Consider the following 23,823-nt stretch of genomic DNA (forward strand, 5'->3'; position numbering starts at 1 on the left):
TCCGGCTACGCTGTGGCGTCGTCGTCGTCGTGGCTCTTGCGCTTGAACCGCGACGTGACCGCGCCGACCGCACCGGTGGCCTTGTCCCGCGCGGCCCCGGTGAATTCCGATGCCGTGCCCGCGGCGGATTGCAGCGCCTTCACGGCACGCGACTGCGCGGTGACGTCCGGGTCCGCCCTCTCAAAGTCGCGCAGCACGTCGGGGAAGTCGGTGGGTGGGGTGGGGAAGGCGATGCGAGCGGCCTTGACCACGTCGCGTCCAAAGGTGAAGCTGCCCACGCCGCCGATGACCGCACCCACGCCAAAGGGGATGGCCTTGCCGAGCGTCCCGGCCCCAAACTTGGCGCTGGTCTTCAGTGCCTGGCGGGCGATGACGGTCGCCACCGGCGCGAGCGCGGAGTCGGGCAGCTGCTGGGTGAGCACCTCTCCCCAGCCGTCGGGCAGGGCCCGTCCGAGCGTGCCGGCGGCGAGGGTGCGGGCATGGTCGACGCTCCCGGCTCCGGCGGCCTGGAACACAAGCTTGGCGACCTTGCTCTGCGACTTCTCGCCCAGCAGCATGGCGAACACGAGCGGCCGGGCGCGTTCCGCGTCGGTCACTTCTATGCCGTGCAGTTCGGTGGCGGCGAGCACGTACAGGGCGCTGGTCTCGTAGAAGAACAGCAGATCTGCGGCGCCCAGCGCCAGGGCGGTGCCCGTGCCCACCACGGGGATGGCGGCCGATGCTCCCACCCCGGTGCTGGTCGCCGTCACGGTGGTGACGTAGCGCTTGTCCAGCATCTTGAGAATCTCCGCGGCGGTGGCGTCCGGCTTCTCCCGGCGAAGCGACTTCAGGTACTCCAGCACCACCGGTCGCTGGATGGAGATGGCCTGGTAGATCCTCGACTTGGTGACGTCGGACTTGGCGGTCTCGCGCGCCTGCTCCACGACCACCTCGAGTACCTTGTCTGGGTCCTTGGTGGCGGGATCTGGCTGCTGGACGGTCATGGGTTCTCCGGTGAGTGTTGCGGGCGGGGGCGCGGCGCGGGCGGGCGGCCTGCTACCAGGTTACCGAGGGCGGGCGGCCTGCTACCAGGTTACCGAGGGCGGGCGGCAAGCCAGGTCGCCGGTGGTCGATAATCCATTTGGGCTATTTCAGCAGGGACTGAAATGCCAAGAACGGTTCACCTCGCCCTGCTCGGGACGCGGCCACCGACGCGCACTGACGCGCAACAGTGACACAGTGGACCCATGGCAAAACCTACGGACGAGGCCCGGCTGGCCGTGTTGATCGATGCGGACAACGCGGGCGCCCAGCATCTTGAGCGGCTTCTTGTGGAGATCGCGAAGTACGGCACCGCGACCGTGCGCCGGGCGTATGGCGACTGGACGTCGTCCCAGTTGTCCAAGTGGAAGCCGGTACTGCTCGCGCACTCGGTGCAACCCATCCAGCAGTTCAGCTACACCACCGGCAAGAACTCCACCGATAGCGCCCTGATCATCGACGCGATGGACCTGCTGCACGGGGGAACGGTGGACGGGTTCTGCCTGGTGTCGAGCGACAGCGACTTCACCCGGCTCGCGGCGCGCATCCGCGAGCAGGGCCTGATGGCCTACGGCTTCGGCCAACGCAAAACACCGAAGCCGTTTGTGGCGGCGTGCACCAAGTTTGTCTACGTGGAGAACCTGGGCGGCAAGGAGGTCGCCGCAAAGGAGACGGCCACTCCCTCGGCGACGACTGGGACGACGAAGGCTGCGGCGCCGACCACGGCGAAGAAGCCCTCGCTCAAGGGCGACACCAAGCTCGACAATCTCCTGTCCGAGGCCGTCGAAACCTCGGCCGACGACGACGGCTGGGCTCACCTGGGAGCCGTCGGCTCCAACCTGTCGCGCCTCGCGTCCGACTTCGACACCCGCACGTGGGGCTACGCCAAACTCACCGACCTCCTCAAGGCGCACCCCGGCTACGACGTGCAGTCACGCTCGCCGGGAGACGGCAAGCCCAAGGTCTCCGTGGTGCGGAGCAAGCCGCGCAAGTAGCGTGGGCGGAGGTGCTCGGTCGGCCAGGCCGCTAGGCGCGCACTCGGCGTGCCGGTTCTGGCCTCGCGCGGCATGGAACGTCAATCCGCGGCGGTGCGACGTCTCCACTGGGGCAAAAAAAGACCCGCCCTCGCGTGGAGGGACGGGTTGGTAACTCCAAAGTAGCACGGCGGACGTGCGGGGACGAGTTCAGCGCCATGGCCGCGATCTCACGGCGTGGCAACGGGGTTGACGACGCATTATCCGGAGGTGTCAAGATAGGCACGAATCCGTGCGCGGATCTCGGGCAAGTCCTCGCGCACCGTCGCGATGATGACGGCCACTTCGACGCGAGAGTACGTATGCGCGATGCGGTCGCGCATCCCCCACATGGCGGGCCAGTGGTCGCCGAAGAGCTGGTTGCGACGGCTCACGGAGAGAGCGCTGTGCGACTCACAGCGGTACGGCCTGCTGAAGGATGCGTTCGCGCAAGTCGGGACGGATCGAGGACTCGGGCACAAGGTCGACGCGGGCGCCGATGAGTTGCGAGAGTTCACGTTCAAGAGTGGACAACTGCATGAGGCTCAGCGGCTTGCGCATGTCGAACAGCAGGTCCACGTCGGAGTCCGGACGGTCGGTGCCATCGGCCGTGGATCCGAAGACGCGCACCCTGGCACCGCCTGCGTGTTTGATCGCGGCGCGAACGCGCGCGGAATGGTCCCGCAGGGCTCGCGCCCGAGGAGTCGAGCCGTGGAAGCGCAATAAGCGATTGACCTCGGGCTGGCTTCGACCGATCTGAACCGCAATCTCCGACTGCGTCATGCCGTGCGAGTAGGCGCTGCGCACAGCGGTGACGAGTTCGGCGCGGGCAGCCTCTACTGCGGCGTCGCACCGCTCGGCTACAGATGTCAACGACTCCATGTTGTCATTATAACATGTACTATTTCTGAAATATGGGGCCGAGAGGCACGAGGGCGCGACTCGTTGTACGCTGGCGCGGGCACCAGGTCGGCCTGGGCAGCGGTCGCCGCGACGTTGACACAAGTGGCTTAGGCACGCACCCAGCAGAGGCCGGTCGGATCCCACGCCCCATCGCGAGCCGCTCCGTTCAGCACAGGGTCGAGGAATGCGGCCACGACGCTCACCGCGTCTTCAAAGGTGCGGGGCACAATCGGATGAGGCTCCTTCCGAGAGAGGTCCTCGAACCGCTCCCGCATGGAGGCTGGCACTGCGGATCGCGTCGGGATGGCGAGCCCCCGCGCCAGCGACTCGGCAGCAATCGCCTCATACAACTGGGACGCGAGCACGTCGTCGGCGCCCCGGAGAGCGCAGAGGTCGTACAGGTCCTTGACGCGCGACGACGCCACTTGATCCCTCCCGTAGCGCGCATGGGTAGCGCAGACTTTGTCGGCGATGTGGTCCGCCGATGGGTAGAGCAGCAAGGAGGCCTGCTCGAGCCCGAGCATCTCAAGCGAAAGTGGGCTGGCGGCACGCGTCGGAGAGCCAGTCAGTTCCCGGCCCGCCACCAGATCGATGTTGAAACGATCAAAGTGCTTGACACCCAGCGCGACCGTCACCGTCACCGTGCATCCGGCGTAGCCTCCAGTGTTGAGGTCGGAGAGATCCCGACGGGGCAGCGACAGTTGATAGTTGAGACCGTCACCCAGGTCGCGCTCGACTGCTCGGCGCAGTGAGGCAACGGCCGCGTCTAGATCCTGGTCGGACACTCGCACATCAAGGTCGCGAGTGGCGCGGTTGCTGACTCGGCGAGCGACAAGCGCCTCGCCTCCCTTCACGATCCAGTCAATGGCTCCCGCCGCAAGTCGATGGTGCATCTGATTGATCGCGACCTCGCGTATGACCCGCTCCGGCTTGAGCCCCGCGTTCCGTGCGCGGGTTCTGATCGACTCCGCACTCAGAGGCAGCCCCGGTTCCCTACTCATCGTGTTCAACCTCGCGGACGATGCCGGACGGCAGTCCGACGAGAACCTGTCGTGCCAGGCGAGCCATATCGTCATACCGGCCGAGGTCGCGAGCGAGCACCGCGGTAGTTGGATTGCGTGACCCCAGAGCGTCGCGGACCGCCGCCTCGACTGCACTCTGGATTGCGGGCGCCCAGGCCGCGCCCAGGAGGCGGCTCAGATCTGGCTGCCGCGCCAGCTCCGCGAGCGCCGACGTGGCGTCGAGCCCCGTGAGTTCGAGCATGCGCTCCAGGAGTTCGGCGCCGTCATGCGCTCCGTGATGCCTCGCGGCCGCGTCCAGCATCGGCGCGAGCGCCCCAAGGTCCACGGCCCCACGGCGGTAGGCGTCCGCGAGCGCATCGGCCACATCGCCAAGTTCGGGCTCGGTGCGCGCCAGATCGGCAACCGTTCGCTCAATAGTGGTCACCAGCATGCCGCGGGCAATGGTGATGTCGGACCGCGGGACTTCTGCACGGTGGACGATGACGTCACTTCGTCGGCTCTGTTTGCGGACGGGCGCGGTCATCTCGTGACGGTCTGCATACATGTTCCCAATGCCGTGCACGGCGGCGGCGCTGCGATGAGAGACGACGATCGGGTGGCCCAGGTCGGCAGCGCGCTCGGCGGCGTTGCGCGCGGGGTCGGCGGCGAGCCATGCTGCGCGGAGTTCCGTGAGCCGGTCAGCATCGGCGCCGCGCACGCGATATACCCCGTGAGCGAGCCGCTCCACGTCCCCAGCTTCAGCGAGTCGCGCCAGATTAAGTCGGGGCACGCCGACGCGGACGGCCTGACTGGTGGTCACCAGGCCGTCCTGCGTTTCGGCGATTTTCGCGATCTCGCGCATCGCGGTGGCGGACTTCATGCTTCGAATATATCACTAATAGAGATACTTTTGCAGTACTTGCTTTGCGTGACGCGCGCCCGGTCACCGACGTCATCAGCGAGAACCACTAGACCCAGGTGTCGGAGCGGCGGGCTGCGGCGTAGATCGCTTCGACCTGTTCGGGGGTGAGAACCGCCGGACGTTTCTTGAACCAGCGAGGCACGTCCATGCGGTCCAGCACCATCACGTCGTCGGGCATCTGCTTGATGTTGACCTCAGGCACGATTGAGCCGGTCAGCACCACTACGCACGAGCGCACCGACACCTCGAACCCGGCCGCCTTGGTGAGAAGCTTCGACGCGCGGGTCGCCTCGTGACTCGCGTTGCGCAGGTACGGGACCACGTGTCCGTTGACGCGCATCTGATACTTCGCCACCCAGATTTTGCCGCCAGGGTGGTTCTTGGTGTTGAGCGTGAACGCGCCGCCGGGCCCGATCGCGACATGGTCGATGTCCGAGTCCTTCTTGCCGACGGGCACCGAGTGGAGCAGGTACCAGCCACGGTCGCGCAGCTTCTCTAGGCGGGCGCCGACGGCCTCCTCGCCATCCGCGCCGACGCGCCAGGCCCGCTCGTCGGTGTGAACGTTGAATACCCGCGCGCCGTAGGCGAGGATCTTGGAGCGATCCTTGCTGGACTCCCACGCGACGGCGGCTTGTTCCCGGACCAATTGGCCCGGGCGGCGGGTGGCAAGGTCGGTCCAGGTGGGTTCCGGTGTGGGCTCGGACGCAGTCGCCGCTGGCGCCGGGGTGCCACCCCAGGCCTCGAGTGCGGCAGTCACAGCCACCGCGTCGGCGCCGTCCTCGATGGTCACCGCGCCAGTCTTCAGGTCGATCCAACCCAACTTGGCGCCGTCGGCTGCTGTGGCATACCCGCGCCGGTGCCCGTATTTGGTCCAGCGCGTGATGGTGATGTCGGTCATGGTTTCCCCCTCCGCCCCGACACTACTGCGCCGCAGCCACCTGTGCTCGGACCACCTGCGCCCGCGCGCTTCGGAAGAGTTCCGCGAGCTCGGGGATCACGCTGGGCTCGGCGTCAAGCGCGGCCTCGAGGCGCTCGGCCTCCGAGGCACTCAACCGCGTGACCCACGCCTCAAGCACCACAGGGCGGGCGCGGTCGAGCGCTGCACCGAGCACGAAGGACGTCATGTCCTGACCGTTGGCATCAGCGGCTTCCTTGATGAGAGCGAGGTTCTCTTCGTCAATACGCATGTTGATGCGAGTCTTCGCGGTGGCCATCTCGTCTTCCCTCTTCTTCCTTGTTGAATGTACAGACTACATATGTACACCTGACAGTCCCCCAGCCGACTCAAATTTCCGCTGTGGACCGCGCTCCGACGGACACGAGCCGAGGTAGTGTCGGTGAAGACGCATTCAGCGACACCGACGGAGGACGTGACATGGCGAGCGGCATCGCAGGCTGGGGCTACGAGGGACGCACGGTCGCGGACCTTGTGGAGTTCACGCGGGCGATGGGAGCCGAGTGGGTAGTCGACGTCCGACTCAACCCCCTGTCACGCAAACCCGGATTCTCCAAGCGCGCGCTTGCCGCGGCATTGGCCGAGCATGGACTTCAGTATCTTCACCTGCCGGAGTTGGGGAACCCCAAGGACAACAGGGCCGGATTCGCCGACGTTGAGGGAGTCGCTGGCGACGTGGCGCGCGAGCGCTACCGCACCGAAGTCCTTGCCACTGACGTGGCCGCCGCGGCCCTAGACCGACTCACGGAACTCGGCGCCCGCGATGGAGTGGTACTCCTGTGCTTCGAGGCCGAAACCAGTCAGTGCCACCGCGCCGAAGTCCAGCGCGCCCTGCTTCAAGCAAGGGCAACTATCTAGGCAGTCTTAGAGCCCCAGCAGACGTCGCCTGTCCGGCGACGTCTGCTGGGGGACTCCACAGGCCCAGCACCAAGAAATCCCGGGGGTGCTGGTGCATGTTGCCCACATAGAAATGGGTATCGCGATCCGGTGCACACAGCTGGTCGAGGAACCGCTCTCGGTGGAGCCGGAGCATCTCGGCCGCTCCGCGAGTCCGATTGCGTCGCGCGAGCTGGCCTGACTCCCAGTCAATGAGGCTTTGCTGATGGCCGCCGCAGTCGCGAGACTCGCAGTGGTACCTGAACTTCGCGATCACCGGAGATTCCTCGAGCAGGTCCGTTTCATGCCCAAAGAGGTCAGTCGTGACGGTCCCGGCATCGACCGCCTTGTAGGCGGGATTCACGGTCACCGTCAGGTCGCTGACGCGCGGCTTGATCAGCCCCAGCGAGGGCGCCGCCCCCGCGTCCGCTCGGACACCCGCAAGCAACTCGCACGTGGTGGTCGCACCGATGAGGGGCTCCATGAGTGCTTGGCGATGCGCCCAACCCGAAGCGGACGGGATGACGTCTCCGACGCGCATCGAACTCAGATCTGGCTTGGGACTCTCCGGGCGCCGGTCGCTTGCGGCAGGCAGCACCTTGAGTTTCAGCACCTGGTACTTCTTAAACTGCTTGTCGGCTGGAAGAGCCCTGAACCCGACTGGAAATAGACGAATCCACTCTGGCTTTTCTCGATCAAGACGCACGCCCGCAACGCAGACTGCCTCACCGGTCTGCTTGCCAATAGCCGGGTACGCCTTCACGGTGACGAGCACCGTCGCGACGTCTTCATGCCCATGGGCCGCGAGGTGCGGTGCCCGCTCAACCACCTGTGCCCGGTCCCAATCCCCCATGCCCAGACGGTACTCCCGCGACTGCCGCTGCGCGGGGCATTGTGGACAACGCAGCGCAAAAACGCCCGCTCAGGTTGGCTAGGTGGCACAGTGGATCCATGGCAAAACCTACGGACGAGGCCCGACTCGCAGTCCTGATCGACGCCGACAACGCGAGCGCCCAGCATCTTGAGCGCCTGCTGGTCGAGATCGCCAAGTACGGCACGGCGACCGTGCGCCGAGCTTATGGCGACTGGACGTCGACGCAGTTGGCCAAGTGGAAGCCGGTACTGCTCGCGCACTCGGTGCAGCCCATCCAGCAGTTCGGCTATACGACCGGGAAGAATTCCACCGATAGCGCGCTGATCATCGACGCGATGGACCTGCTCCACGGTGGCACGGTGGACGGCTTCTGCCTGGTGTCGAGCGACAGCGACTTCACCCGGCTGGCGGCGCGGATCCGCGAGCAGGGCCTGATGGCCTACGGCTTCGGTCAGAAGAAGACACCCAAGCCCTTTGTGGCGGCGTGCACCAAGTTCGTCTACGTGGAGAACCTGGGCGGCGCGGAGGCTGCGCCCAAGGCGGCCGCGGCTCCCGAGGCAAAGGCGACGAAGGCGAAGCCCGCAGCGACTCCCGAGGGCACCGCAGCGAAGGCGAAGCCTGCGCTCAAGGGCGACACGAAGTTGGACAGGCTCTTGTCCGAGGCGGTAGAGACCTCGGCCGACGACGACGGCTGGGCGAATCTCAGTTCGGTTGGCCAGAACCTATCGCGGCTCGCGTCGGACTTCGACTCCCGATCGTGGGGTTTCGCCAAGCTGACGGACCTGCTCAAGGCGCACCCCGGCTACGACGTGCAGTCGCGCTCGCCGGGAGACGGCAAGCCCAAGGTCTCCGTGGTGCGGAGCAAGCCGCGCAAGTAGCGTGGGCGAGACAGGACCCTTCCCGCAGTCGCGTGTCCCCGTTGTCAAATGTGCGCGGTGAGTTAGGAGTTGCTGCTGGCGACGCCGATGCTCCAGCCCAAGAACGGCATACACGGCCATGTACGGCTGGCCGACTCCCGGGGAGACCACGTCCTTTGGGGCCCTGGTCGGCGCAGCCCGGACGATCAGACTCGCCCGGGCCGAGCACGATCAGCCCTTGAGCCCCGTATGGGCAAGTCCCTGCACGAACTGCCGCTGCGCGACGATGAAGACGATGAGTACTGGCACGACGGTCAGCGTGGTCGCCGCGAGTTGGACGTTCCACATTGGCCCGCCGTATGCGTCGACGTACTGTGTCAGGGCCTGAGGGATCGTGAACTTGTCCCGGCTGGACAGGTACACGATCGGCTCGAGATACAGGTTCCACGATTTGAGGAACGTGAAGATCGCGACGGCGGCGATCGCCGGCCGAGCCAGCGGGAAGGCGATCCGCCAGAACAGCCCCGCGCGGCCAAGGCCGTCGATCCGACCAGCCTCCTCAAGCTCATAGGGCAGCCCCAGAAAGAACTGTCGCATGATGAACGTCGCAAGGACGCTGGGTGCCCCAAAGATCGGCACGATGATCAGCGGCCAGTGTGTGTCCATCAGCCCCAAGTTGTTGACAAACCGGAACAGCGGCACGATCGTCACCTCCGCAGGGATCAGCATTCCTGCCAGCACCAAGACAAACAGTGCGTTCGCCCCGGGGAACTTGATCCGGGCGAAGGCGTACCCCGCGAGCGAGGACAGCAGGATGGTGCCTGCGGTGACCAGCACGGCGATGTAGATGCTGTTCCAGTACTGCTGGGCGAACGGCTGGAGCTCGAACACCTCGCGGTAGGGCGTGAACGTCGGCGACTCCGGAAGCAGCGTCGGCGGTATGCGCAGGATCTCGCTCGTCGACTTAAGGCTGGACGTCGCCATCCACCACAGCGGGAACACGAACGGCACCGCCGCGAGCGCCATCAGCATCCACAAGGATGCCCGCATGGCCCGCTCGCCAGAGGTCCGACGCTTTCCGTGGTGGCTCGCGCCGCCGGGATCGCGGGGCTCAGTCACCGCCTCGTCCTGTCGCTCCAGTTGGCTATCAGGACTCATGGAACACCCACCTCTTTCTTGTCTGCCACTGAATGAGCGTGAGCGTGAGGACTATCACGAACAGCAGCACGGACACGGCGCTGGCGTACCCGAACTGGTTGAACTCGAACGCCTGCTGGTAGAGGTAGTAGACGAGCACCGTGGTGGAGTGCCCTGGCCCGCCTTGGGTCAGCACGTCGATCTGGGCGAACACCTCAAGCGATCCGACAACAGTGATGATGGACACCAGCAGGATGGTCGGGCTGACCAGCGGAACGATGACCGCCCAGAACCGTCGCCAGGCGTTCGCTCCGTCCAGTTGTGCCGCCTCCTGGATCTCGGTGGGCACACCCTGCAGGGCTGCGAGGAACAGGATCATGTTCAGGCCGACGTTCTTGAAGACTTGGACGACGATCACGGAGATCATCGCGGTGTTGCCGTTGCGCAACCAGTTGGGTCCCTCGATGCCCAGGGTGGAAAGGAAACCGTTGATGCCACCGTCGGCCTGGAGCAGGAAGCCCCAGACGATCGTCCATGCCACGAGGGAGACCACGACGGGCGAGAAGAACATCACCCTGAACGCCGTGGTTCCCCGCAACTTTTGGTTAAGGAGCAACGCGAGCACCATCGCCAGCGAGATGTTGAGGACGACCAGTCCGAGCGAGAACCAGCCGGAGACCACCAGCGAGTTGCGCAGGCCGGGGTCCTCAAGCATGCGCTCGTAGTTGCCTGCCCCTTCAAAGGTGAAGGTATTCGCCAGGACGTTCCACTCGTGCAGGCTGTACCAGACCACCATCACGAGCGGGGCAACAACAAACGCGAGAGTGCCAAGCACCTGTGGAGCGACAAAGAGGTAGCCGACGGCGTTGTCCCGTCGCCTCCAGGTGGACCGGCGCGTCGGCCGGCCCACCCGGAGGCTGGTGATGGTTGAGGGCATTCCTCAGCCCTGGAGCAGCGGGTCGATCGCCGTGCACACGTCGGCTAGCACTGACTCGACGTCGGCGTCGGGCTGCCACATGGCGTCGAGCTCTGCGCGCACCGTGTCTTGCAACTGGGCAAAGTTCTGGTGCGACGGCTTGGTCTTCGCACCTTGGATACCGTCGACAACCACGGCTTGCAGTTGCTCCTCTGAGAGCAGCGGGTTGGCCTGAGCAAGCACCTCTGCCGTCAGCAGAGACTCACGCGGCGGCGGGAAGTACGTCGCCAGGCGCTCGGCGTTGGTCGGGTTGGTGAAGTAGGCGAGGAAGTCAGCGGCGATCTGCGGGTTGGCGCCTTGAGCGAACACGCCAATACCTGCCTGCCCGATCACGTTCTGCCTGCCTTCTGGGCCTTCGGGAAGCGGGAGGAGGTCCCACTCGAAGCTGCCATCGAGTGCCGATGCACGGGAGATCTGCGTGACGGTCATCGTCGTCTCACCGGCAAAGAAGTCGGCCGACGTTCCCGGTCCAGGGATGGCACTGTCAGCGAAGATCGCTTCGTGGATCCACGTCATCGCGTCGACCATCTCCGGCTCTGTGAAGGTGCACGTGGTGCCGTCCTCCGACCACGGTGAGGCTCCCCAGCCGCCCCACACGGTCGCGAGGTTCTCCCACACGGTGTATTCGAAGTCGCGCACCACGAGGCCCGCTCCGCCGAGCTTCGCAACGGAGGCCGCGGAGATGTCGCGCGCGGCGTCATACGTCCATTCGCCCTGGTTGACAAGGTTGGCAGGGTTCGCCGTCCCGGCCGCGGCGATGCGGTCGGTGTTGACGAACATCGCGAAGGGCGAACTCGAGAACGGGTATGCGTACAAGCTGTCGCCGTCCTCCCACAGGCTGAGCGCGCTGCTGACCAGGTCGTCTACCTCATAGCCCGGTGTCCCCTCGAGCGTGCCGCGCAGGTCCGTCAGGGCGCCGCTTTGCACAAACTCGGGAGCGTTGCTCTCAAGAATCCAGGCGAGGTCAGGTGGGGAGCCACCAGCCAGTTGAGTGGTCAGCGTGGTGGTGTAGTCCGCGAACGGGATCACCTCGAAGTCGACGCTGGCCACTTTGTCGGGGTTCTCCGCGATGTATCCCTGCGCGATCTCGTCAAAGAGCGCGAGTTGGTCTTCGTTGGCCGTCCAGACGGTCATCGTCAGGTTCACGGGCGCGGCCGGTGGAGCGGCTCCTGTACTGGTCGCGGATGGATCAGGATCGGAGCCTGCGGAGCACGCAACCAGGCTGGTGCTCAGCGCGACTGCGGCAAGGATGCTGACAGTGGTACGACGGTGGATCATTGTTCTCTCCTTGGTGGTGGTGTGTCGGAAGTGGAAGTCGGGTGGGCCGTGCCGCCAGGCGGTCAGTAACCGTGGACGGTGTCGGGCCAGTGAAGTTCGACGCCGTCGGCGACGAGCGCCGCTTGGAGCTGCGTGACGTGGCTGGGATTGGCGTGGATCTCTTGCGGGTCGAGTCCGAGTTCAAGGCAGGTGGCCGCGAGCACGCCGGCGACTTCGCCGATGTTCCACTCGACGGGGTGCAGCCGGTAGCAACCGTTGGTGATGTGGGTGGTGCCGATGTTCTTGGCACCCGCAAGCAGGTTGCGGACGCGCCGCGGGATGAGGGCTCCGAGCGGAATCTCGAACGGCTCCGCTCCCACGTCGATGTAGTTGTCGCCGCCCGTGCTCGGGTGCAGGTCGATCCGGTACATCCCGACGCCGACGCTGTCCTCGTAGCGCCTCGCCCCGGCTTCTCCCCGTATGGCCAGGGAGACGTCTTGCTCGACGACCGTCTGGAGCGCCTTGATGCGCCTGCCCTCGCGGTGGTAGGGGGCCTGAGCCAACCCGTCGGCCGTTCCCATCACCTCTGGCACGAGGCGCAGGCCCGGCCAGCCGTGGCCGCCGTCCGGGCGGGGGGCTTCGGTCTGCAGCCAGTACAGCATCGAGAGGCTGAGCTGGCGGGCGTCGGCGAGGCGGCTGGCGGCCGTCTGCTCGTCGACGTCGAGCACGGGGCCCTCGAAGTAGTCGATGCTCGGCCAGTTCACCAGCGTGATGTCACTGCTGTAGGCGCCGGGGACAAACAAGTCGCGGGCGACGATGCGCCGGAACGTCCACAGGTTGCCGTCACCCGGGTTTTGGCTCTGGTCGGCGAACACAGCCTGCACGTCGTCGCCTGGGTTGGGCTCGAAGGTGCGGGTGGTGATCTCGAGCGTGCGCGGGTGCGGCGCCGCCCAACCGAGCAGCGGCCCGCCCCAGAAATCCGGCCGCACCGAGCGCCAGTGGTCGTACTGCTCGGGCCGGTCGATGGTGTGGTCGCCGTCCGCGTGCTCGATCGCGAAGCAAATCGACAGTGCCTGGATGTTGTCGGGCTGCGCCTGGTCGGGCGCGCTGGGCTCCCCCGTCTCGGCCCGGGACTCGAAACCCGTCACGTACTCGACGCCCGCGAGCGGCAGCAGCTCGCCGGTCTCGGTCGCGTCGATCACGACGTCCGCGTGCACCATGGTCTCTGTGGTGCCGTCGACCGAGCGCAGCAACACTGCGGTGATCCGATCACCGTCTGTCTCGCACGCGACGGGGCGCACCGGCTGCAACACCGGAAGGCGGCCCGAACTACGGTACGGGGCGAGCATCGCCTCGATCACGGCGACCGCAACGCGCGGCTCGTGGCACAACTTGCTGACCCACCCGGCACCGGGGTTGAGGTCTGGCCTCGCCTTGGCCTCGTCCGTGAGCGGGAAGTAGCGGCGGTAGTAGTCGCGAATGCCGTCGCGGTACGCGCGGTAGCTCGCCGTGCAGCCGATCTCTTCGATCCAAGGGTGCTCGTCGGGTGGGACGGCCTGCGACGTCGACTGGCCGCCGAGCCACGCGAACTCCTCTGTCAGGATGACCTGGGCACCGTGGCGGACAGCGCCGAGCGCTGCGGCCACGCCGCCGAGCCCTCCACCAACCACAAGCACCTGGGTGCGCCTCTGCGTCTGCATCACTGTGTGGTCTCGCTTTCTGTGGGTAGGCGTGTCATGGCTTGGCCCGTCATGGCTGGGCCCGTCATGGCGTGGCTCGCAGGGGGGCGAGGGTAGCGCCGTCGACGATGGCGCAATCGAGCAGGGTTCGGGCCTCTTCTGGCGATACCTCGTGCGAGGGGTCGAGGATGCGGGCGAGCAGCAGCGTCGCCTCTGAGGCGAGCAGCGTGCGCGGCGGCACGAGGCGAGTGAGGTCAACGTCTTGACGCGATGCGGTGGTAACGTCTCCGAGCGCGATCACCGACAGGTCGCTCGGCACGTCGACGCCGTCCGCCTTCGCGTGGTCGAGCAGGTCATCGGCGATGCGGACCGTCTCGGCGATGAGCACGGTGGCGCCCGAGTCGCGGACCGCGCGCCAGTCCGCCGAGGAGTCGGTGCCGTCGGAGGGGCGCATCAGCACTGTCGCGTCCCCCAGCGCGGCGATCTCCTCGTGTAGCCCACGCTGACGGTCAAGGATCGACTCCCCTGTGCTGGTGAGGTGCACGTAGGCGAAGCGCCGGTGACCCAGCGCGTACGCGCGCCGCACCAGTTCCGCGGTGCCGCCCACGTAGTCGGCGCCGACGTAGGGCACGCCTTGGGCCTCGCGGCGACCGATGGCCACGAAGGGGAAGCCTTCCGCGACCAACTGCTCGAGTTCCGCGGTGTCCATTTCGAGACCGAGGAGGAGGCAACCGTCCACGAGGCCCAGCCGGTTCTGCTCGTGAAGCAGACGTCGACGGCCGTCGATCACGGGGGCGCTGGTGAGGAGGAGCAGGTCGCAACCGAGCTCCTCCGCTGCTGCTTCGATGCCGGTGAGGAGCGGGGTGTAGAAGTCTTGGGTCGCGGTCGGGAACGCCGACTCGTAGGTGAAGACGCCAAGGATCTTGTTGCCCACTCCGGCCAGACGCCTGGCGGCGGGGTCCGCCACGTAGCGGGTCTCGCGGATCACCTCGAGTACGCGGTCGCGGGTGGCGGCCGGGATGCGGCTCGCCTCGTCCGCCTTGCCGTTGAGCACGAGCGAGACGGTTGCCTGGCTGACGCCCACGAGCTCGGCGATGCGGCGCTGAGTCATGCGAGGGCCAGGGGCCTTGGAGATCGTCATTGATGCCCTTCGGTCTATCTCACGCTCCGTTGACCGGAGAGTGGTCGCGTTTGCTAATGCGTATGAGCAGGATCATAACCCCAAGTCATGCGGATTAGCAAGCCAGGGGCGAAAAGGCCGTTGCTGTGCACGTGGATCGTGGCCGCGCGGCGCGGGAGGACTCGTCAGCGCAAGTCGCGTTCGAACAGGTCCTCTCCACACTCGAGGTGCCCCACTATGCACCTGAGCAGAACTGGGCATATGCTCGAAAGTGCCGGTGACAAGGGGTCCAGGGGACCTCTTCCTGTGAGAACGGGATAGCCGGTTTCTTCCTGCCCCGCGGCGACCTTCGGTCTCGCGTTGCGCGGGCTGACTCTGGCTTAAGCCCGCGCGGAGAGGTACTCGTCGAGCGCCTCGCGCACAATGTCGCTGCGGGTCCGCCCACTGCCAGCAAGTCGGTCGATGAGCGCGGCCTGGGCGTCGGTCACGGCGAAGTTGAGGCGCGCGCTGCGCTCGCCCTTGCGCCCCGCCTTGCCGTCGATGCGCGGCCGGCCGACGCGACGTTCGACTGCCTCGACGTCCACACCTGCGGCCTCGAGCACGGCGCGTCCGTGAGCTGCGGCGTCCGCCGCGGTGCGGACACCTTGGGCCTCGCCCCAGCCCTCTGGGGACGCGGCGAAGCGTGCCGCCTGCTCTTCGCGACTCGCGGTCATGCTGTCCTCCCGTCTAGCGGCCATATCCGGACGCCCTTGCCGTGCTCTCTCGCAGTGCCATCACATGAAAGATCCAGATCTCGCGTGGCGGCGTGATGATCGTGAGCACCTCGAGAGTGCCGAACCTACTGGGACCGATGAAGAGCGATGGTGATTGATCGCCAACTCGGGGACGTCCGAAAGACTCGATGAACATTTCCGCGTTTGCGATCGCGTAGAGCGCTTCGTTCTGCGGGATACCGTGCTTGGCCGCACTGGCGGCCCACATGATCGACAAGGCTCAGTATCCCCCGCTTTCCTTATTGTGTCTACCGCAATTCGATAGACTCCTGTGCCCGATGCTGTTGCTCACGGGGCCGACGCTAGAGCCCGGCACGACGCTCGCGCTCGGCCCTGTGGAAAACCTTCAGAGTGCCTCAACACGCGACGATGCGGGCGACGAGTGGGTGGTCGACGCCAATTCTGGAGCGTTTAAGTAGGGACTGAAATGCCAACGTGGCACTCGATCGTGGCGGGCGCGTCGCCTCTCGGCGAGGCCCGCGCCCCGTGCGCGACCACTCAGAGCGTCAGTCCCCCTTTACGTTGACGATCTGCCTGAGCGTGTGCCGGATCTCCACCAGGTCGGCGGCGTCCGCCATCACCTGATCGATGTCCTTGTACGCGGCAGGAATCTCGTCGATGAACGCATCGGAGTCCTCGTACTCGATGCCCACCATGGAGGCCCGCAGGTCCTCCCTGCTGAACTGCTTCCTGGCGGCCGACCTTGAGAACACCCGGCCGGCCCCGTGCGGCGAGGAGTTCAGCGCCACGGCGTTGCCGAGACCCTGAACCACGTACGACGCTGTGCCCATCGAGCCAGGGACCAGGCATCACTGTCGGCCAGAGTGATCTAGTGCCGGCTCATCGCTGCGGGAAAGGTGAGGGCGGTCTCGGTCTTGCAGAGTGCCTACCGGGGGCGTCGTGGATCGCCTACGCCCCAGCGACAACGACGTTCGCCAAGAGCCGCTGCCCCCACGAAGGCAACTTGAGTCCGCGATGGTGGAGTTGCCCGATGATCACTCCAGTTCCGAGCCCCAACTCCCGGGCCACGACAGCCAGATCGTCGAAGGATTCGATGTGTGCCAAGAGGTGCTCCTGCTCGCGCGGCACGAGCACTTCCGTCGCGAACTCGTCGGCACGGCGCTCTGCCTCGGACTTCTCGCCGCCACGGGGACCCTCAAGATAGATCGCGTCTCGCTGGCCGTCGAGCACGTGCGACAGTTCGTGGAAGAGCGTGAACCAGAAGATGTCCTCGCGCCTGCCTCTGTCCGTGATCGCAACGATGGGCCCATGGGGACCCCACAGCGTCACGCCATTGCAGTGCGCCTTGGGGACGTTGGGAAGAAACACCAGCGCGACCCCGGCCGATGCGAGCAAGGCGCGCGCCTCTCGCGCGCCCTCGGCGGGCTGGTTGCGGGTGAGCGCCCTCAGCGCCGGAAGTGTCGCCTGCACCACGTCCGGTGCGAATGCCTCTGTGGTGATCAGGGAGCTTTGGCGTTGAGCCAGCGCGATCATCACCTCGGTGGCGACGGGGTGGGGCGTGAACGAGGCCGATACCCGGAATGCTGCCGCATGCCGCCGCGTCAACCTGTCCAAGCCGTCGGTCGAGCTCACGCCGAGCAGGCCGAACACCTGAACGAGCTGTTCGCCCTTTGCTCGCGCCGGCGCAGTCACAAGCCCCGCATCGCGAAGGAACTTCAGTAATGACGCCTCGACGGGGGAATCGGAGGCGCCCGCCGCCTCGATGGCTTCGCGTCGCCTCAGCATGGCTCGGTACGAGCCCTCCATCCGCAGCCAGGTGTCCGCGCTGACGCCGGTGACGAGTTCTAGGTCATGGGCTGTGTCGGCGGTGAGCGACGCCTTGGCGTTGATGAGTTGGCTGATGAACTTCTCGGACTTGGAGGTGCGGTCGGCAAGCTCGCGCTGCGACATGCGCCGTTCGTCGAGCCACTCCTCCAGGACGGCGCCTGGAGAGGCGACAAGGTGGCCGGGCGGGTGTGTCGTGGTCATGGTGTGTACCTCAGTCCGGTGAGCGGGTGGGTCCGCCCGGCCTGGAAGTGCGACTCTGCGAGGTTCTTGGACTCGCGGATGGTGGTGATTCGGATCGCCAGCTTCTTGACGACCTCGGCTCCGTAAGCCTTCTTCAGGGCTCGCTCGTTGTGAAGGAGCGTTTCAAAACGCGGACTCTCATAATCCACCTCCATCGGTCCACGATACTAGCGTTTACCGGATCGGTAAAGACGTGAGCTTGTTGGCGACTCCGGATCAGAAGGTTGGAGGTCCGAGCGAGTGCCCCTCGAGTGCGCGCTAGTTCAGCACAAAGTGCCCGATCAACTTTGACAGGTACGCCACGTCCACGTTGCCCGCAAACTCGAAGCGCACTTTGCCAAGTCCGGAAAACCACAGTTCCAGTTCCGCGTCGAGATCGAAGGTGCCCGCCGTCTCCACTGACCACGCCTGCACCTTGTTGTACGGCAACGACGTGTAGTCCTTCTTCTTGCCGGTCATGCCCTGCACGTTGAGCGCAATGATCCGCTTGGACGTGAACACCACCATGTCGCGCATGCCTCGGAAACTCATCATCATCGTCTCGCCGTCAAGCAGCAGGTGCGCAAGCTTGGAGTCAGCCTCGGAGTCGTCGACTCGACGGAGCTTCACAAAGGATGCGTTCTGAAAATCGATCATGGGATCCCCCTCAGTCGTGGCAACGCCGACGGCGTGTCGGCGCTGAGTAGAACGTATCGCGACCTACCGACTTCGCTTTCTGCCGGACGACGACGGCTGGCTCACCTGGGAGCAGCCGGGTCCAACTTGTCGCGGCTTGCGTCCGACTTTGACACCCGCTCGCGGGGATTATCCAAGCTCACAGAACTGCTCAAGGCGCACCCTGGCTACGACGTGCAGTCACGCTCGCCGGGAGACGGCAAGCCCAAGGTCTCTGTGGTGCGGAGCTAGCCGCGCAAGTAGCGGAGATGAGGGCTTCGCCAGCTCACGCTAGAACCAGATAGCTTGTGCGGGCAGATCCAACGGAATGTCGATCACCATCGTGTCGAGGGCTCACGGCACCAGAAGCGCCTGCGCTGTGCGCACTAGGGTGAGAGGACCCCGGGGGATTGGAGCATCGTGGCTGAATCGGATTGGCGCGAAGTCGTTGCGCTTGCAGAGCGGTTATCAAAGGTAGTCGACTTCGACGAGCATGAGCGCGACTACAAGGTAGAGATTTCTGAACGCATGCGGGCGGTGCGCTCGAGTGTCGAGTCAGACGATCCCGAGTGGCCCCAGGCTCTCGTCCGGGCCCTTCGTGGGAATCTGATCCACTTCACGACGATCATGAAAGTCTCGGAAGTCGTGCAGAGTGATCGTGAAGGCGCTCGCAGCGCGCTCCTTAACTTGTGGAACCAAACGGACAAGACTGCCGCTCAGGTCGCGTGGCATCAGTACCTCAACGGCCGGGATCCCAAGATCTATATTGGCGCCGCACTCACAACTGGTTCAGTACTGCTCTTCGCCGATGAATCGCGCGAGTTTGCGCCCTACCGCAGCGAAGTAGTCAAGAAGTTTGCGCGCCTCGTTGGCGAGGAGCCTGCGGACGACTACAGCGTCGCTGACCGATGGGATCAGTTTGTAAGGCTCATGGACGAACTCGGAATGCGGTTACGAGCCGCTGGCCTGCAAGTGCGTGACCGGCTCGACGCCCAGGGCTATTTCTGGGCTCTCATGCACTACGGGGCAAAGTCCGTGCCAGATCGTGCCCTAGCGCTCGATCTCGATGAGTGGCGGACGGGGGTCGTGGGCGGCGGCACCGCGTCCGTCAAGCGACGCAATCATCAACAGCCGATTGTCGAAGACGGTGGCTGGCGCGTGCTCTTGGCGGGTCTCAAGTCCGAGCCATCGCCGCTTTCTCAAACGCCGAGCGCGTGGACCCAGGAAACCGCCGCCGAGCTCGGTCGCAGGTGCTCCGACGAGGATCTGGCGGGCGCGGGCACGTATATGGAAAAGCTGCATCGTCAGCTAGACGGCGCTCCGGCACCCGTGTATCGGCTTGCAGCGGACTTCATCTACCTGAACTTGCTACCGCTAGTAAACGTGCGAGGAGATACGAAGCTCGAGCGCGTTGAACAAATCCGCGACTGGTCCGGCGAAGCGTGGGAGATTCCAGAGGAACTCCGCAGCGCCGCAGAGGCAGGTGGTGCCTTCAACGGCGGTCAGGGGTACAGCGCACAACGCTGGCGCCACATGTTGTGGTTTTGCGAATTCGTCGGCAAGTGGGACACCCTCACGGAGTCGGCACGAACCTCTGCTCTCACCAACCCGTGGGAGTTTGCGCGAGTGCTTGAGGGTCTTGATCCCGACATCCCTGCGATGCGCTACGTGTTTGCCTATTACGCGTGGCCGAACGTGTTCATGGACATCGTCTCCCCCGACCACCGGCGCAAGATTCGCGACGCGTTTGCCGACGAGATCGGCGGCGCCTCAGGCGACTCCGACATCGCGATCTCTCGTGACATTTATGACATCAGAGAGGTGCTCGAAGACCGTTCGGGATCGCTCATGAGTTTCTACCAGAGCCCCTATGGCGAGCAGTGGCAGAACGACAAGACTCGGCGCGCTTGGTTCGTCAATCTCGCGGCGGATCGTGAAGCGACCTGGGACCGTTGGGTGGAAGAGCAAGAGGTGAGCCTGTTGGCCCCTGAGGTGACTCCTGAAATCGCTGGCGCCAGCCTCGACACCGTCACGCACCTCGTCGGCGGCGCCCACCTCGATATGGACGCCGATGCTCGCGATCGCCGCGCGCGCGAAGTGTTCGCCTTTGTGTCACGAGCCAAGTCCGGCGACCTTTTCGTGACCGCTGTGGACGGCAGCCTGCACGTTGGCGAGTCGCTTGGCGCGCTTGCGCCCCAGACGGACTCTGCAGGTGAGCTAGCGATCCAAGTCGCCTGGTTTCCTGGTCTCATTGAACTCGATGCGGCACCACCCCAAGTCCAGGCCGCCCTCGAGTCTCCCGGGGTGGTCATTGAGCTGACGACGGTCATCGCCGCGATAGACAGCCTGATCGACCCCGGCGATGAGCCGGGTAAAGAGCCGATCGACGGCGAGATGTTCGCACCGCTCACCCCCGAATTCTGCGGCGACATTCACATGCCGATGTCGGAAGTCCAACGCTTCGTCGACGCCCTCAAGACCCGAAAGCAGATGGTGTTCTACGGTCCGCCTGGAACCGGGAAGACCTACCTTGCGAGGCGGCTCGCACGGCACCTCTCTGGAGGGAAGCGAACCGATGCCATGTCGCTCGTGCAGTTCCACCCGTCGTACGCCTACGAGGACTTCTTCGAGGGCTACCGACCCTCGGTAACCGATGGAGGCCAAGCGAGTTTCAAGTTGACCAAGGGACCACTGCGACTCTTGGCGGACGAGGCAAGCAAGCCCGAGAATCTTTCACGGCCGTACTTCCTCATTGTCGATGAGATGAATCGCGGCAACTTGGCCAAAGTCTTTGGCGAGTTGTATTTCCTACTCGAGTATCGCGACCAAGCCGTCGCCCTCCAGTACAGCCCCGAGAAGAGGTTCGCGCTCCCGCCGAACGTGTTCATCATCGGCACGATGAACACCACCGACCGATCCGTCGGACTCGTCGACGCTGCAATTCGGCGCCGCTTCCCGTTCATTGAGTTGCACCCGGACTCATCTCCGGTCGAGGGCGTGCTCTCGGCTTTTCTCAAGAAGAAGGGCTTTCCCGACGAGAGGGCTCGCCTTCTGAAGGCGCTCAACTTGAGCATCGACGTCCGCGACCTGCGCGTCGGCCCCTCTTACTTCATGCGCGACGAGGCAGCTACCGAAACCGGTCTCGCCCAGATCTGGGACTACGACATCCTTCCGTTGCTCGTCGAACACTTCTACGGTTCGAAGGACGCGGCCGTCGTGACGGCCGAGTTTGGGCTCGACGCGATTCGAGAGCTGATCGATGCGTCATACCCGGTAGCAGAAGCCGTCGCGAGTACTGGCGAGAATCCAGGAGAAGACGAGCTCGCATGACGCATTCGATCGTGCTCGACGAACTCGATTCGCACGGTCCTGTAGTTCACCTATCCCAAGATGCCGTCGCCAGCCTCGAGTCCACCGAACTGGTGGAATTCCGACCTCGGGTGGGCGGAGGTTACGAGGTGCTGCCGCGAGGCAACGTGGGTGCCGTACGCCTCGGTGATCTCCAAATCGAAGTCCGCCCCAAAGACAAGGTCGGTGTGGCTCAACTCCTCTTCCTGCTCGGATACACCCGTGACCCGGGCTTCAGGCTTGATGACATAGGCGGGACCACGGATGAGCACCTACTCTCAGCCCTCGCCGAGAGCCTCGCCCGGCAAGCACGCCGCGCGATCGCTCGAGGCGTCCACCACGCGTATGTCTCCGTGGATGAGGCCGCACGCACCGTGCGAGGCCGCATTCGCATTGGAGATCAGATCACCCGACGACCGGGCCTGCTAGTCCCGCTTGAGGTGACGTACGACGACTACAGCCCGGACGTGCCCGAGAACCAGATCCTGCGCAGCGCGGTACGCCTGATGGCGCGGCTTCCCCAGGTCGGGGAACGGGTGCGAACCGAACTCTCCATCGTCGATGCGCAACTTGATGGCGTCCGAGTCATCGAGCACGGCCGTCCGCTCCCCCAATGGGTGCCGACTCGCCTCAACCTGCGCTACCACAATGCGCTCCGACTCTCTGAAATCGTCCTCCGGCACCAGTCCGCATCCACCACCGCGGGTGACGTCGAGATGGCTGCGTTCGTGGTGCCGATGTGGAAGGTGTTTGAGGACTTCGTGGGCACCGCCTTGCGTACCGCCCTGTCGTCAACTCGAGGCGAGACCAGGGAGCAGTATCCCGTCAACCTTGATGTCCGACCAAGTTCACTGCCGGCGGTGCACATGGACGTTGACATCGTTCACCTCATGCGAGGTGTGCCCGTGGTCGTCGCCGACGCGAAGTACAAAGCCGAGAGCGCCAGCGGGAAGTACCCGAACGCCGACAAGTATCAGATGCTCGCGTACTGCACGGCCCTAGGCCTCGAACGGGGCTGGCTGATCTACGCGCGCGGTGACCGAGGACCCGGTGTGCGAAGGATCGTGAACACAGGCATCGAGATCGTGGAATGGCCCATTGATCTGTCGGTCGAACCGCGCGCGATCTTGGCGCAGGTAGACGAGCTTGCTAGCGCGATGGCCGGTTCAGCCTCGAGCACAGGGCGAGTAGCTATTCGCACGTAGCGAGCAAAACGCGACGATGCTCAAACTGAAGCTGGACTGCCATGTCACGATGGGCGCCATGAGCACGGGTGGGTTGGCCCGGCGCACACGTCGAGCGGCAAAGGTCCCCCAGGGCGCCGTTTCCTGAGCGCTACGCTCGACCCGGTCTTGAGTCGACACCTGGGGGTTCAAACATGCGAACAACTCGCTTCGCTGCCGCTTGCTTGCTGCTCTTTTCTCTCGCGGGTTGCGGGTCAGGAACAGATATCGTCATGCCCGATGTAGCCGGAAAGGCGCTCGACGTCGCGAAGAGCGACATCAACGACGCAGGCTTCACGGGTGATGTCGAAGTCCTCGGAGGCGGCCTCTTTGGCATTGTCGTCGAGTCGAATTGGCAGGTGTGCGACCAGTCGCCAGCGGCGGGAGCGACCGTGACGGGAACTCCTGAACTCACAGTCGACCGCACCTGCGGTGACGAAGCGGAGGCCGGAGACGACGTTCCCTCAGTGGAGCCCTCGCCCACACCGGAAGCTGCGCCGTACGTTTACGAAGGTCCGGGATACGAGATCATCACCGTCGACGAAGATGCTGGCTTCTCCGTATTGGACCAGTACTGGGTTCTCACCGACAAGCTCGACTACTCGACGAACGCTTACAAGGATCAGGTCAAGTTGATCATTGCCGACGTTGCGCGCCAGGCGGGCACTGCCTCGGTCATCGTGCAAGTGGTTACCGATGCCGAGATCGCAGCCGCAAGGTCGAACACCACCATCGCCGATTTCACCAGTTCACACGACATGGCGTACTTCAATGATGTGATCGATCCGAAACTGCTGTCGGACTGGGTTGCTTGGTACCAAGGGGGATACGACTCCGACACTGGAGAACTGAGCGATTCCGCCAACGCCTTTGGCATCGATTGGTGGATCGCCGGGGATTCCGAGTCTGAGAAGTGGAAGCCTGAGATCGCTGGCTGACGCAAGCCGACCGCACCGCGAGACGTCACGCGAGGTGTCGTTAGGATCGAAGTGCTCCCCGTTTATTGAACGGCATCACCGGATCTCACGAAAGGCTCAAGTATGGCGCGCAAGAAGTACGGTCTCCTCAGCTTTGCCTTCGATGTCATCCTGGTGCTCATCACCGGGGGGCTCTGGCTGATCTGGATCTTCGTGCGGGAAATGCGCCGCTGAGCTAGGGCGTGTCTCCAATGTTGAGCGGGGTTTTGGCTTGATGCTGGGCACATGAG

Annotated in this window: 25 protein-coding genes and 1 pseudogene; 8 read left to right on the forward strand and 18 right to left on the reverse strand. The window is 64.9% G+C overall.

Annotated features, from left to right (window positions below; all coding sequences use genetic code 11):
* Nucleotides 1-5: 5 nt before the first annotated feature.
* Nucleotides 6-983 (reverse strand): hypothetical protein, encoded by a 978-nt coding sequence (locus QZZ29_RS06795; RefSeq protein ID WP_291382237.1) that lies wholly within the window; start codon nt 981-983, stop codon nt 6-8.
* Nucleotides 984-1,226: 243 nt separating this feature from the next.
* Between QZZ29_RS06795 and QZZ29_RS06800 the strand changes: the two genes are divergently transcribed.
* A complete protein-coding gene (locus tag QZZ29_RS06800; RefSeq protein WP_291382238.1) occupies nt 1,227-2,015 on the forward strand; it encodes an NYN domain-containing protein in 789 nt (262 codons plus the stop codon).
* A 239-nt stretch (nt 2,016-2,254) separates the two neighbouring features.
* On the opposite strand, the gene QZZ29_RS06805 is transcribed toward QZZ29_RS06800, so the two are convergent.
* The 6 genes from QZZ29_RS06805 to QZZ29_RS06830 form a co-directional block, all read right to left on the reverse strand.
* Nucleotides 2,255-2,428 carry a HepT-like ribonuclease domain-containing protein gene (locus QZZ29_RS06805; RefSeq protein ID WP_291382239.1) on the reverse strand — a complete coding sequence of 58 codons (174 nt, stop codon included), beginning with the start codon at nt 2,426-2,428 and terminating at the stop codon, nt 2,255-2,257.
* Nucleotides 2,429-2,447: 19 nt separating this feature from the next.
* On the reverse strand, nt 2,448-2,915 hold the full coding sequence (locus QZZ29_RS06810; RefSeq protein ID WP_291382240.1) for a nucleotidyltransferase domain-containing protein: 468 nt from the start codon (nt 2,913-2,915) through the stop codon (nt 2,448-2,450).
* A gap of 128 nt (nt 2,916-3,043) precedes the next feature.
* On the reverse strand, nt 3,044-3,937 hold the full coding sequence (locus QZZ29_RS06815) for a nucleotidyl transferase AbiEii/AbiGii toxin family protein (RefSeq protein WP_291382241.1): 894 nt from the start codon (nt 3,935-3,937) through the stop codon (nt 3,044-3,046).
* Complete coding sequence (locus QZZ29_RS06820) at nt 3,930-4,817, reverse strand: type IV toxin-antitoxin system AbiEi family antitoxin domain-containing protein (RefSeq protein WP_291382242.1); 888 nt, start codon at nt 4,815-4,817, stop codon at nt 3,930-3,932. The genes QZZ29_RS06815 and QZZ29_RS06820 overlap by 8 nt, the downstream gene beginning before the upstream one ends.
* Before the next feature lie 88 nt (nt 4,818-4,905).
* Nucleotides 4,906-5,757, reverse strand: coding sequence for a nuclease-related domain-containing protein (locus tag QZZ29_RS06825; RefSeq protein WP_291382243.1), 852 nt, complete (start codon nt 5,755-5,757; stop codon nt 4,906-4,908).
* 22 nt (nt 5,758-5,779) lie between these two features.
* Nucleotides 5,780-6,073, reverse strand: a complete 294-nt coding sequence (locus QZZ29_RS06830) for a DUF1778 domain-containing protein (RefSeq protein ID WP_291382244.1) — start codon at nt 6,071-6,073, stop codon at nt 5,780-5,782.
* 161 nt (nt 6,074-6,234) lie between these two features.
* Between QZZ29_RS06830 and QZZ29_RS06835 the strand changes: the two genes are divergently transcribed.
* Nucleotides 6,235-6,672, forward strand: coding sequence for a DUF488 domain-containing protein (locus QZZ29_RS06835; RefSeq protein ID WP_291382245.1), 438 nt, complete (start codon nt 6,235-6,237; stop codon nt 6,670-6,672).
* Here the strand turns inward: QZZ29_RS06835 and QZZ29_RS06840 are convergent.
* Entirely contained in the window at nt 6,665-7,543 is an 879-nt protein-coding gene (locus tag QZZ29_RS06840; protein ID WP_291382246.1) for a hypothetical protein, read from the reverse strand. The genes QZZ29_RS06835 and QZZ29_RS06840 overlap by 8 nt on opposite strands.
* A gap of 98 nt (nt 7,544-7,641) precedes the next feature.
* On the opposite strand from QZZ29_RS06840, the gene QZZ29_RS06845 reads away from it, so the two are divergent.
* Nucleotides 7,642-8,442, forward strand: coding sequence for an NYN domain-containing protein (locus QZZ29_RS06845; RefSeq protein ID WP_291382247.1), 801 nt, complete (start codon nt 7,642-7,644; stop codon nt 8,440-8,442).
* A 210-nt stretch (nt 8,443-8,652) separates the two neighbouring features.
* On the opposite strand, the gene QZZ29_RS06850 is transcribed toward QZZ29_RS06845, so the two are convergent.
* From QZZ29_RS06850 to QZZ29_RS06875, 6 genes are all read right to left on the reverse strand, one after another.
* Nucleotides 8,653-9,579: a carbohydrate ABC transporter permease gene (locus QZZ29_RS06850; RefSeq protein WP_291382248.1), complete on the reverse strand. Its 927-nt coding sequence runs from the start codon at nt 9,577-9,579 to the stop codon at nt 8,653-8,655.
* A complete protein-coding gene (locus tag QZZ29_RS06855) occupies nt 9,569-10,495 on the reverse strand; it encodes a sugar ABC transporter permease (RefSeq protein WP_291382249.1) in 927 nt (308 codons plus the stop codon). The genes QZZ29_RS06850 and QZZ29_RS06855 overlap by 11 nt, the downstream gene beginning before the upstream one ends.
* Nucleotides 10,496-10,498: 3 nt before the next feature.
* Nucleotides 10,499-11,812 carry an extracellular solute-binding protein gene (locus QZZ29_RS06860; protein WP_291382250.1) on the reverse strand — a complete coding sequence of 438 codons (1,314 nt, stop codon included), beginning with the start codon at nt 11,810-11,812 and terminating at the stop codon, nt 10,499-10,501.
* A gap of 62 nt (nt 11,813-11,874) precedes the next feature.
* Nucleotides 11,875-13,491 (reverse strand): FAD-dependent oxidoreductase, encoded by a 1,617-nt coding sequence (locus QZZ29_RS06865; RefSeq protein WP_291382251.1) that lies wholly within the window; start codon nt 13,489-13,491, stop codon nt 11,875-11,877.
* A 64-nt stretch (nt 13,492-13,555) separates the two neighbouring features.
* Nucleotides 13,556-14,611, reverse strand: coding sequence for a LacI family DNA-binding transcriptional regulator (locus tag QZZ29_RS06870; protein WP_291382252.1), 1,056 nt, complete (start codon nt 14,609-14,611; stop codon nt 13,556-13,558).
* 359 nt (nt 14,612-14,970) lie between these two features.
* Nucleotides 14,971-15,303: a ribbon-helix-helix protein, CopG family gene (locus QZZ29_RS06875; protein ID WP_291382253.1), complete on the reverse strand. Its 333-nt coding sequence runs from the start codon at nt 15,301-15,303 to the stop codon at nt 14,971-14,973.
* A gap of 338 nt (nt 15,304-15,641) precedes the next feature.
* Here QZZ29_RS06875 and QZZ29_RS06880 point away from each other — a divergent pair, with 338 nt between their 5' ends.
* On the forward strand, nt 15,642-15,782 hold the full coding sequence (locus tag QZZ29_RS06880; protein ID WP_291382254.1) for a hypothetical protein: 141 nt from the start codon (nt 15,642-15,644) through the stop codon (nt 15,780-15,782).
* 87 nt (nt 15,783-15,869) lie between these two features.
* On the opposite strand, the pseudogene QZZ29_RS06885 reads toward QZZ29_RS06880, so the two are convergent.
* From QZZ29_RS06885 to QZZ29_RS06900, 4 genes and pseudogenes are all read right to left on the reverse strand, one after another.
* A pseudogene (locus tag QZZ29_RS06885) lies at nt 15,870-16,169 on the reverse strand (RtcB family protein); the annotation flags it as partial.
* Between the two features lie 103 nt (nt 16,170-16,272).
* The gene (locus QZZ29_RS06890) at nt 16,273-17,352 is read right to left on the reverse strand and encodes an ImmA/IrrE family metallo-endopeptidase (protein WP_291382255.1); all 1,080 of its coding nucleotides are present in this window, start codon (nt 17,350-17,352) and stop codon (nt 16,273-16,275) included.
* Nucleotides 17,349-17,546: a hypothetical protein gene (locus tag QZZ29_RS06895; RefSeq protein ID WP_291382256.1), complete on the reverse strand. Its 198-nt coding sequence runs from the start codon at nt 17,544-17,546 to the stop codon at nt 17,349-17,351. The genes QZZ29_RS06890 and QZZ29_RS06895 overlap by 4 nt, the downstream gene beginning before the upstream one ends.
* Nucleotides 17,547-17,649: 103 nt before the next feature.
* Nucleotides 17,650-18,027 (reverse strand): PH domain-containing protein, encoded by a 378-nt coding sequence (locus QZZ29_RS06900; protein WP_291382257.1) that lies wholly within the window; start codon nt 18,025-18,027, stop codon nt 17,650-17,652.
* Nucleotides 18,028-18,060: 33 nt separating this feature from the next.
* Here QZZ29_RS06900 and QZZ29_RS12775 point away from each other — a divergent pair, with 33 nt between their 5' ends.
* The 4 genes from QZZ29_RS12775 (at nt 18,061) to QZZ29_RS06915 (ending at nt 23,554) form a co-directional block, all read left to right on the forward strand.
* On the forward strand, nt 18,061-18,297 hold the full coding sequence (locus tag QZZ29_RS12775) for an OST-HTH/LOTUS domain-containing protein (protein ID WP_366479200.1): 237 nt from the start codon (nt 18,061-18,063) through the stop codon (nt 18,295-18,297).
* Between the two features lie 168 nt (nt 18,298-18,465).
* Nucleotides 18,466-21,375: an AAA family ATPase gene (locus QZZ29_RS06905; protein ID WP_291382258.1), complete on the forward strand. Its 2,910-nt coding sequence runs from the start codon at nt 18,466-18,468 to the stop codon at nt 21,373-21,375.
* Entirely contained in the window at nt 21,372-22,598 is a 1,227-nt protein-coding gene (locus QZZ29_RS06910; protein ID WP_291382259.1) for a restriction endonuclease, read from the forward strand. The genes QZZ29_RS06905 and QZZ29_RS06910 overlap by 4 nt, the downstream gene beginning before the upstream one ends.
* Nucleotides 22,599-22,849: 251 nt before the next feature.
* Nucleotides 22,850-23,554, forward strand: a complete 705-nt coding sequence (locus tag QZZ29_RS06915; RefSeq protein WP_291382260.1) for a PASTA domain-containing protein — start codon at nt 22,850-22,852, stop codon at nt 23,552-23,554.
* Nucleotides 23,555-23,823: the final 269 nt, after the last annotated feature.

Source organism: Demequina sp., assembly GCF_016278765.1.
Classification (GTDB): domain Bacteria; phylum Actinomycetota; class Actinomycetes; order Actinomycetales; family Demequinaceae; genus Demequina.